Source organism: Umezawaea sp., assembly GCF_036375055.1.
Taxonomy (GTDB): domain Bacteria; phylum Actinomycetota; class Actinomycetes; order Mycobacteriales; family Pseudonocardiaceae; genus Umezawaea.
Window position 1 is genome coordinate 1 of record NZ_DASUSQ010000104.1, and the last position, 10,696, is coordinate 10,696.

The window sequence follows — 10,696 nt, forward strand, 5'->3', positions numbered from 1 at the left end:
GTCGAAGACTGCGACGCCGCCCTGTTCCCCATCACCGGCTGGTCCGTCATCGACGTCCTACGCCAATCACCCAGCGCACCACCAGCCGACCGCGTCGACATCGTCCAACCCGCACTGTTCACCGTCATGACCGCACTGGCCAAAGTCTGGCAATCCCACGACGTCCACCCCGACGCCGTCATCGGCCACTCCCAAGGCGAAATCGCCGCCGCCCACATCGCCGGAGCACTCACCCTCACCGACGCCGCCCTCATCTCCGCCCACCGCGCCCAAGCACTGCTCTCCATCGCCGGCACCGGCGCCATGGCCTCCGTCGACCTACCCGCCGACCAACTCCAACCACTCCTCCCACCCGAAGTCCACATCGCCGCCTACAACTCACCCACCGCCACCGTCGTCGCAGGCACCCCCGACGGCATCCACACCCTCCTCACCACCCTGACCACCCAAGGCGTGCACAACCGGCTCCTCCCCGTGGACTACGCCTCCCACACCCCCCACATGACCGTCCTGCAAGACACCCTGCTCGACATCACCATCACCCCCCAACCCAGCCACACCGCCTTCTACTCCACCCTCACCACCCAACAACTCGACACCACCACGCTGACCCCCACCTACTGGTACGACAACCTCCGCAACCCCGTCCGCTACCACCACACCCTCACCACCCTGCACAACCACCACCACACCCACTACATCGAAACCAGCCCCCACCCCATCCTCACCACCCCCACCACCACAACCCTGCCCACCGCCACCACCACACCCACCCTGCACAAACACACCCACCCCCACACCCAACTCCTCCACAACCTCGCCCACACCCACACCACCGGCACCCCCACCACCCTGCCCACACCACCCCCCACCACACCCCCACCCACCCTCCCCACCTACCCCTTCCAACACCAACACCACTGGCTCTCCAGGGCTGTGCGGACCGACGCCGTCCACTCCGGGCAGAGGCCGGTCAACCACCCCCTGCTGACCGCCGAGGTCGACCTCCCGGACGGCTCGTCCGTCCACACCGGACTGATCGACCCCGGTGCGCAGCCGTGGCTCGACCAGCACGCCGTGGACGGGACCGCGCTGCTGCCCGGCACCGCGATCACCGAGCTGGTGTGGGCCGCGAGCGGTGACCTCGCCGTGGCCGAGCTGACGCTGCACGCACCCGCGGTGCTGCCGGAGAAGGGCGCGACCAGGGTCCGCCTGCGGATCGGAGCGCCGGAGGAGGACGGTTCCCGCACCGTCCTCGTGCACACCGGTGTCGAGGGCGAGGAGTGGACGCACAACGCGACCGGCTCGCTGGCGCCTCTGCCGAGCGCCGGTGTCGACCTGGTCGACTGGCCTCCGCCCGGTGCCGAACCGGTACCGGTGGAGGGTCTGTACGACCAACTGGCGGAGCACGGCCTGGAGTACGGGGCCGCGTTCCAGTGCGTGCGTGACGTGTGGCGCGACAGCGTGCACACCTACGCCGAGGTCGCGCTGCCCGAGGGCACCGACACCCTCCACTTCGGACTGCACCCCGCGCTCCTCGACGCCGCGCTCCACCCGCTCGCGCTGGGCCGCGAGGAGGACGGGCCGGTGCTGGTGCCGTTCTCGTTCACCGGCGCCTGCCTGCACGCGGTCGGCGCGACCCGGTTGCGCGTGCGCTTGACGACGAACGCCGCCGACTCCGTGTCCCTCGCGGTCGCCGACCAGGCGGGCGCACCGGTCGCGACCATCGAGGGCCTGCGGCTGCGCCCGGTCACGACACCGTCGGCCGCGCGGCGCGGCGCGCTGTTCGACCTGCGCTGGACGCCGACCGGGCAGCTCCCCTCCGTTCCCCCCGGCACCTCCTACGACGTGATCGGCGACCAGGCGCTCGCGGACGCGCTCGCCCGTTCCGGGGTCGCGGTGCGCACCTGGCCGGACGTCGACGCCGCCGCATCGGTCGAGCGGAAGCCCGACGCGGTGCTGCTGGTGTGCCACCCGACCGGTGCCGGTGACGTCGGCGAGGTCGTGACGGCACGGCTGCGCGACCACCTGCGGACGCTCAGGTCCTGGCTCGACCGGGAGGTCCCGCTGGTCCTCGTCACGGGTGACGAGCGGGCGGACCCGGTGACCGCGGCCCTGCTGGGGATGACGCGCACCGCGCAGGCCGAGCACCCCGGACTGTTCACCGTGGTGGAACTGCCGGACGGCGGACTCGACCACGCGGCAGCCGCCGTGCACCACGCTCTCACCACGCGGGAGCCGAGGATCGCGGTGCGCGACGGTCTGGTCTCCGTGCCGCGCCTCGCGCGCGTGGCCGCACCCGAGCCCGCGCCCCTCGATCCGGACCGGACCGTGCTGATCACCGGAGCGGGCGGGGTGCTCGCCGGGCACCTCGCGCGTCACCTCGTCACGCGGCACGGCGTCAAGCACCTGCTGCTGCTCAGCCGCACCCGGCCGGAGGCGCTCGCCGAGCAGCTCGCCGACCTGGGCGCGCACGCCCGCGCGGTGGCCTGCGACGTCGCCGACGCCGACCAGCTCGCCGCCGCGCTGGGCGAGGTCCCGGCGGAGCACCCGCTCGGCACCGTGGTGCACGCGGCCGGTGTGCTGAGCGACGCGACCCTCGCCGGGCTCACCGACGAGCAGCTGGTCACCGTGCTGGCGCCGAAGGTCCAGGGGGCGCTCAACCTGGACGCGGCGACCGGGGACCTGGCGTCGTTCGTGCTGTTCTCCAGCGCCGCGGGCGCGTTCGGCGGTCCCGGCCAGGCCAACTACGCCGCGGCCAACGCCTTCCTCGACGCGTTCGCGCACCACCGCGTGAACCGGGGTCTCCCGGCCACGTCGCTGGCGTGGGGGCTCTGGGCGGAGGCGACCGGCACGACCGGACACCTGGCCGACGGCGACCGGGAAAGGTTGGCGGACAGCGGGTTGCGGCCGTTGGGCACCGAGGACGGGCTCGCGCTGTTCGACTCGGCGCTGGGCGCCCGGCAGCCCGTCCTGCTGCCGCTGAGCCTGGACGCGCGCCGCCTGCGGGCGGGCGGTGTCCCGCCGCTGCTCGAAGGGCTGGTGCCGACCGCGGGACGTCGCCGGGCGTCCGAGGACACCCCGGTGGTGGAGTCGGACCTCGCCGCGCGGCTGCGCGGCCGTGACCCGCGGGAAGTCCTGCTGGAACTGGTCGAGGACCACGCGAACACCGCGTTGGGCCACCCGACGGGCCACGCCCTCGACCCGACGCAGCCGTTCCGCGACCTCGGCTTCGACTCGTTGACCGCGGTGACCTTGCGCAACCGGTTGGCCGAGGCGACCGGGCTGCGCCTGCCCGCGACCCTGGTGTTCGACCACCCCACCCCGGAGGTGCTCGCCCGGCACCTCGCCGAGCAGCTGCTCGGTGACGCCACGCCGAAGAAGGCGCACGTCGCGGAGCGGGCGGCGGGAGAGCCGATCGCGATCATCGGCATCGGCTGCCGCTTCCCCGGTGGTGTGCACGGGCCGGACGACCTGTGGCGGCTCCTGCTCGACGGGCGGGACGCGGTCGAGGACTTCCCCACCGACCGCGGCTGGGACCTCGACGGCATGGGCGACCTCGTCCGGCAGGGCGGTTTCCTCGACGGCGTGGCCGACTTCGACGCGGCGTTCTTCGGCATCTCCCCCCGCGAAGCGCTCGCCATGGACCCCCAGCAACGACTGCTGCTGGAGACCACGTGGCACGCGATCGAGCACGGCGGCATCGACCCGACGTCGCTGCGCGGCTCGGCGACCGGCGTGTTCACCGGCGTGATGTACCAGGACTACCTGCAAGGGGCGGGTGAGCTGCCGGAGGAGATCGCGGGCTTCCGCAGCACGGGCAACGCGGGCAGCGTCGTCTCCGGCCGCGTGTCCTACGCGCTGGGGCTGGAGGGGCCCGCGCTCACCGTGGACACGGCGTGCTCCTCGTCGCTGGTGACGCTGCACCTCGCGGTTCGGGCCCTGCGCGACGGCGACTGCTCCCTGGCGCTGGCGGGCGGCGCCACGGTGATGTCCACCCCGACGCTGTTCCTGGACTACAGCAGGCAGGGCGCGCTGTCCTCGGACGGTCGGTGCCGGGCGTTCTCCGAGGACGCGAGCGGGACGGGCTTCGCCGAGGGTGTCGGGGTCGTGCTGCTGGAACGGCTCTCCGACGCGGTGCGCAACGGCAGGCGCGTGCTCGCCGTGGTGCGCGGCAGCGCGGTGAACCAGGACGGCGCGTCCAACGGGCTGAGCGCGCCCAACGGTCCGGCGCAGCAGCGGGTCATCCGGGCCGCGCTGGCCGACGCCGGCCTTCGACCGTCCGATGTGGACGCGGTGGAGGCGCACGGCACCGGGACCCGGCTCGGCGACCCGATCGAGGCGCAGGCGGTGATCGCGGCCTACGGGCAGGACCGGGAGCACCCGCTGCACCTCGGGTCGATCAAGTCCAACATCGGCCACACCCAGGCCGCCGCGGGCGTCGCGGGCGTGCTGAAGATGGTGCTGGCACTGCACAACGAGGCGTTGCCCCGCACGCTGCACACCACCGCCCCCACGCCGCACGTCGACTGGTCGGCTGGTGCCGTGGCGCTGCCGGTGGACACCGTGCCGTGGCCGCGCGGCGAACGGGTCCGGCGCGCGGGCGTGTCGTCGTTCGGGATCAGCGGCACGAACGCGCACGTGATCGTCGAGCAGGCGCCGGAGACCGAGCCGGCACCCGTTCCCGAGGTCGAACCGCGCCTGGCGCCGGTGCTGCTGTCGGCGAAGTCCCCGACAGCCCTGCGGAACCAGGCGAAGGCGCTGCTGGACGTGGACGCGCCGGTCGCGGCCCTCGCACGGGCGACCGCCGCGCGGGCGGCGCTGCCGCACCGGGCCGCGTTCCTCGCCGACGACGAGGCCGGGCTGCGCGCGGCGCTGGAGGCCTTCGCCGCGGAGGTGCCGCACCCGGACGTCGCCACGGGCACGGCGGACGGACGCGCGAAGGTGGCGTTCGTGTTCCCCGGGCAGGGAACGCAGTGGCCGGGCATGATGACGGGCCTGATCGCGGAGTCCGAGGTCGTCCGCGACGCCGTGGCCGCGTGCGACCGCGAGTTCTCCCGCCACCTGGACTGGTCGGTGGCCGACACCCTGGTGGACGGGGTGCCGCTGGACGAGGTCGACGTGGTGCAGCCCGTGCTGTTCACGACGATGGTGGCGCTGGCGGCGTTGTGGCGCGCACACGGCGTGGAGCCGGACGCGGTGGTCGGGCACTCGCAGGGCGAGGTGGCGGCGGCCCACGTCGCCGGGATCCTGACGCTGGCGGACGCGGTCCGCGTGGTGGTCGAGCGCAGCGCGGCGCTGGTGGACCTGACCGGCCCCTGCGGGATGCTCAGCGTCACGCTGCCGGCCGAGCGGGCGCAGGAGGCGTTGGAACCCTGGCGCGACAAGCTGTCCATCGCGGCGGTGAACGCCCCGGACGTGGTCACCGTGTCCGGCGAGCTCACCGCGCTCCAGGAGTACGAGGCGGCGCTCGGCGCTCGCGGCGTGCGCACCAGGATGATCAAGGGCATCCGGACGGCCGGGCACTCGCCGATGATGGACGGCCTGCGCGACCGCCTCGACGCCGCGCTGCGGGACGTGGCCCCCGCGCCCGGCGCCATCCCCTTCTGCTCGACGGTCACCGGGACGTTCCAGGACGGCAGCGGGATGGACGGCGCCTACTGGTTCCGCAACCTCCGCGAGGTGGTGCGGTTCGAGGAGGCGATCAGGTCGCTGGACGGATCGGGGCACACCGTGTTCCTGGAGGTGAGTCCGCACCCGGTGCTGGCGGCGGCGGTGGACGGCACGCTGCCGGACGCGGTGGCGCTGCCCACGCTGCGCCGCGGCGAGGGTGGGCGGGCGCGGTTCGCCAGGGCTCTGGCGGGCGCGCACAACCACGGGCTGCCGGTCGCGTGGGCCTCGTGGTTCGGCGAGGGCGGCGGCGTGGAGCTGCCGGGGTACCCGTTCGACCACGAGCGGTACTGGGCGGCGCCCAGCGGCGGCGCGGGTGATCTCGGCTCGGTGGGCCTGGTCGGCGCGGAGCACCCGCTGCTCGGCGCGGCGGTCGCGCTGGCCGACGGTGGTCTGCTGTTCAGCGGTCGGGTCTCGACGCGGACGCACCCGTGGCTGGCCGACCACGCCGTCGACGGCACGGTGATCGTGCCGGGCACCGCGTTCCTCGACCTCGCCTGGCACTCGGGCGCGCCGGTCGTGGCGGACCTGACGCTGGAGGCGCCGCTGGTGCTGCCGCCCGACGGCGGTGTGCGGATCCAGGTGGTGGTGGACCCGCCGTCCCCCGGCGGGACGCGCGGACTGGTGTGCCACTCGCGTCCCGACGACGCCGCCGAGGACTCGCCCTGGACGCGGCACGCGAGCGCGACCCTGGGCGGGTCCCGTCCCACGGCGGCGGCGGACCTCCGGGCGTGGCCGCCTCCGGGCGCGACCGCCGTCGCGGTGGACGACCTGTACGACCGCTACAGCGACCTCGGGCTCTCCTACGGCCCGGCGTTCCGCGGTGTCCGCGCCGCGTGGCGGCGGGGCGACGAGGTCTTCGCGGACGTGCGGCTGCCGGGGGACGTCCAGGTCGCGGACTTCGGCCTGCACCCGGCGCTGCTCGACGCCGCGCTGCACCCGCTGGCGCTGGGCGACCTGCTGCCGGAGGACCAGCGCGGCGGGAAGAACCTGCCGTTCTCCTGGAGTTCGGCGGTCCTGCACGCGGTGGACGCCACGAGCCTGCGGGTGCGGCTGAGCCCCGACGGCGGGGGCGGCATCACCGTCCAGGCGGCGGACGGGACCGGCGAGCCGGTCGCGGAGATCAGCTCGCTGCGCCTGAGGCCGATGTCCGTGGACGGTCCGCGTCCGGGGAAGGCCGGCCCGCTGCTGGCGGTCCGCTGGGTCCCGGTGGAGGCGCAGGCCGGGCCGGAGCGCCTCGCGGTCGTCGGCGACCCCGACCTGGCCACGGCACTGGGCGCCGTGGACCCGGACGTCGCGGAAGCGGTGCTGCACGTGCTCCCGGCACGGTCCGGCGACCTCGCCGCCGAGGCCGAGGCCGGTGTCCTCGACCTCCTCGGCGTGGTGCGGTCCTGGCTCGCCGAGGACCGCGTCGGCGAACCCCGCCTCGTCGTGGTCGGCCGTGGTGTCACGACGGATCCGGTGGCGGCCTCGGCGTGGGGGTTGCTGCGCTCGGCGCAGGCCGAACACCCGGACCGGTTCACCCTGCTCGACGTCGTCGGCGACGTGGACCCCGACGCCGTCCGGCGCGCGGTGGGCTCCGGTGAGCCGCAGGTCGCCGTGCGGGGCGGCGTGGTGCTCGCCGCGCGCCTGCACAAGGCGGACGGCGCCGGTGAGGTCGTCCTGCCGGAGGACTCCGACTGGGTGCTGGCCAAAGCCGTGGACGGGAGCTTCGACGACCTCACCGCCGAGCCGCGGGACCGGCTTCCCCTCGCCCCCGGCGAGGTCCGGATCGCGGTGCGGGCGGCGGGGGTCAACTTCCGCGACACCCTGGTCGTGCTCGGCCTCTACCCGGACCCGGACGCCACGATCGGCAGCGAAGCGGCGGGTGTCGTGCTCGAGGTCGGGGCCGAGGTGACCGACCTGGCGCCCGGCGACCGCGTGTTCGGGATGTTCCGCGACGCGATCGGGTCCGCGGCCGTCACCGACCGGCGGCTGCTCGCGCCGATGCCGCGGGGCTGGGACTTCACCACCGCCGCCGCCATCCCGGTGGTCTACCTGACCGCCTACTACGGGCTCGTCGACCTGGCCGGGCTGCGCGCCGGCCAGTCGATCCTGGTGCACGCCGCCGCGGGCGGGGTCGGCACCGCCGCGACCCAGTTGGCGGAGCACCTGGGAGCCGAGGTGTTCGCGACCGCGTCCCCGGCGAAGTGGTCCGCGCTGGACCTGCCCGCCGACCACGTCGCCTCCTCCCGCGACCTCGCGTTCGAGGAGCGGTTCCGCGCGGCCACCGGAGGCCGGGGCGTCGACGTGGTGCTCAACTCGCTGACCGGCGAGTTCCTCGACGCCTCGCTGCGGCTGACCGCGCCCGGCGGGACGTTCCTGGAGATGGGCAGGACCGACCTGCGCTCCGAGACCCCGGCGGGGGTCGACTACCGGCCGTACGAGCTGGTGTCGGCGGCCGGACCGGACCGGATCGGGGAGATGCTGCGGGAACTGGTCGCGCTGTTCGACCGGGGAGCGCTCCGACCGCCGCGCACGACCTGCTGGGACGTGCGGCGCGCACCGGAGGCGCTGCGGCACCTGAGCCAGGCCAAGCACGTCGGCAAGGTCGTGCTCACGCTCCCCCGAGCCCTCGACCCGTCCGGCACCGTGCTGGTCACCGGCGCGAGCGGCACGCTGGGCGCTGTGGTGGCACGGCACCTCGTCACGGCGCACGGCGTCGGCAGGCTCGTCCTGCTCAGCCGCGGCGGCACCGCCGACGTGACGGGCCTGGACGCGCACGTGGACGTCGTGGCCTGTGACGTGGCGGACCGCGCGCAGGTGGCCGCCGTGCTCGACGCGATCCCCGCCGAGCACCCGCTGACCGCCGTGGTGCACGCCGCCGCGGTGGTCGACGACGGCGTGGTCGAGGAGCTGACGCCGGACCAGGTCGCGCGGGCGTTCGCGGCCAAGGCCCGCGGCGCGTGGCACCTGCACGAGCTGACCCGGCACGCCGACCTGTCCGCCTTCGTGCTGTTCTCGTCGGCGGCGGGCGTGTTCGGCGGGCCCGGCCAGGGCAACTACGCGGCGGCCAACGCGTTCCTGGACGCGCTGGCCGAGCACCGGAGGTCCGTGGGCCTGGCCGCGACCTCGGTGGCGTGGGGGCTGTGGGAGGAGCGCAGCAGCACCACGGCACGACTCACCGGCACCGACCTCGACCGCATGGCCCGCGGCGGCATGACGGCGCTGGCCACGGCGGACGGCCTGGCGCTGCTCGACGCCGCGGACGGCGCGTCCGACGCGGTGCTCGTCGCCGCGCGCCTCGACCTCGCCGCCCATTCCGGGCCCGTCGCACCGCTGCTGCGCGACCTCGTGCGGCCCGCGCTGCGCAAGGCGTCGGCGGTGTCGGACACCGGCGGCCTGGTCGACCGGCTCGCCGCGTTGAGCGCCACCGACCGGGTCAAGCTGCTCACGTCGATGGTGCGCGAGCAGACGGCGGTCGTGCTCGGGCACTCGTCGGGCACGGCGGTGCCGACCGGCCGCGCGTTCCGCGACCTCGGCTTCGACTCGCTGAGCGCGGTGGAGCTGCGCAACCGGCTCGCCACGGCGACCGGGGTGCGGTTGCCCGCGACCGCGGCGTTCGACCACCCCAACGCCGAGGCGCTGGCCGCGCACCTGCTGGCCGAGCTCGCCCCGCCGGACGCCGACCCGGTCGAGCCGCTGCTGGCCGATCTGGACCGGTTCCTGTCCGCGCTGGACGAGACCACCGCGACCGACGAACGGGTGGCGGACCGGGTGCGCTTCCTGCGCGGCCGGTGGGAGCAGCTCACCGGGGCCGTACCCGCGGACGACCTCGACGACGCCAGCGACGAGGAGCTGTTCCGCCTGCTGGACGACACGACACCGTGAAAGCGCTGAGGAGCTGAGACGTGGCCGACGAACGGCAACTGCGGGAGTACCTGAAGAAGGCGATCGCTGAGACCAGGGACGTGCGACAGCGGCTGCGGGACGCGGAAGGCCGCTTCACCGAACCGATCGCGATCATCGGCGTCGGCTGCCGGTACCCTGGCGGGGTCGGGTCGGCTGAGGACCTGTGGCGGCTGGTGGTCGAGGGCGGTGACGCGGTCGGCGAGTTCCCCGCCGACCGCGGCTGGGACCTGGACGGGCTGCACGACCCTGACCCCGACCACCCCGGCACGAGCTACGTGCGGCACGGCGGTTTCCTGGACGACGTCGCGGGGTTCGACGCCGACTTCTTCGGCATCTCGCCCCGCGAGGCGCTGGCGATGGACCCGCAGCAGCGGCTGCTGCTGGAGACGTCGTGGCACGCGATCGAGGACGCGGGCATCGACCCGACCTCGTTGCGCGGCACGGCGACCGGGGTGTTCGCCGGGGTGGCCGGGATGGACTACGCGGCGCTCGCGGCCGGTTCCGCCGACGCGTCGGGCCACATGCTGACCGGCAACGTCGGCAGCGTGGTGTCCGGCCGGGTGGCCTACACGCTGGGCCTGGGGGGGCCCGCGGTGACCATCGACACGGCGTGCTCGTCGTCGCTGGTCGCGATGCACCTCGCCGCGCAGTCGCTGCGGTCGGGCGAGTCGACGCTCGCACTGGCGGGCGGGGCGACGGTGATGTCCACGCCGTCGGTGTTCGTGGAGTTCAGCAAGCAGCGCGGGCTGGCCGCCGACGGTCGCTGCAAGGCGTTCTCGGCCGACGCCGACGGCATGGGCGCCGCGGAGGGGGTCGGCCTGGTGCTGCTGGAGAAGCTGTCCGACGCCCGCCGCAACGGCCACCGCGTCCTCGCCGTCATCCGGGGCAGCGCCGTCAACCAGGACGGCGCCTCCAACGGCCTCACCGCCCCCAACGGCCTCGCCCAACAACGCGTCATCCGCGCCGCGCTGGCCAACGCCGGACTCACCACCCACGACATCGACCTCGTCGAAGCCCACGGCACCGGCACCCGACTCGGCGACCCCATCGAAGCCCAAGCCCTGCTCGCCACCTACGGACAACAACGCGACCAGCCCCTCCTACTGGGCTCGGTCAAGTCCAACATCGGCCACAC

The 10,696-nt window shown here is 74.6% G+C and carries 2 protein-coding genes; both read left to right on the forward strand.

What is annotated here, in order from left to right; genetic code table 11:
• Window positions 1-9,540 (forward strand): SDR family NAD(P)-dependent oxidoreductase (locus tag VFZ92_RS27205; RefSeq protein WP_330878885.1); only part of this gene is annotated, 9,540 nt, incomplete at its 5' end.
• A 20-nt stretch (window positions 9,541-9,560) separates the two neighbouring features.
• Window positions 9,561-10,696 (forward strand): beta-ketoacyl synthase N-terminal-like domain-containing protein (locus VFZ92_RS27210; protein WP_330878886.1); only part of this gene is annotated, 1,136 nt, incomplete at its 3' end.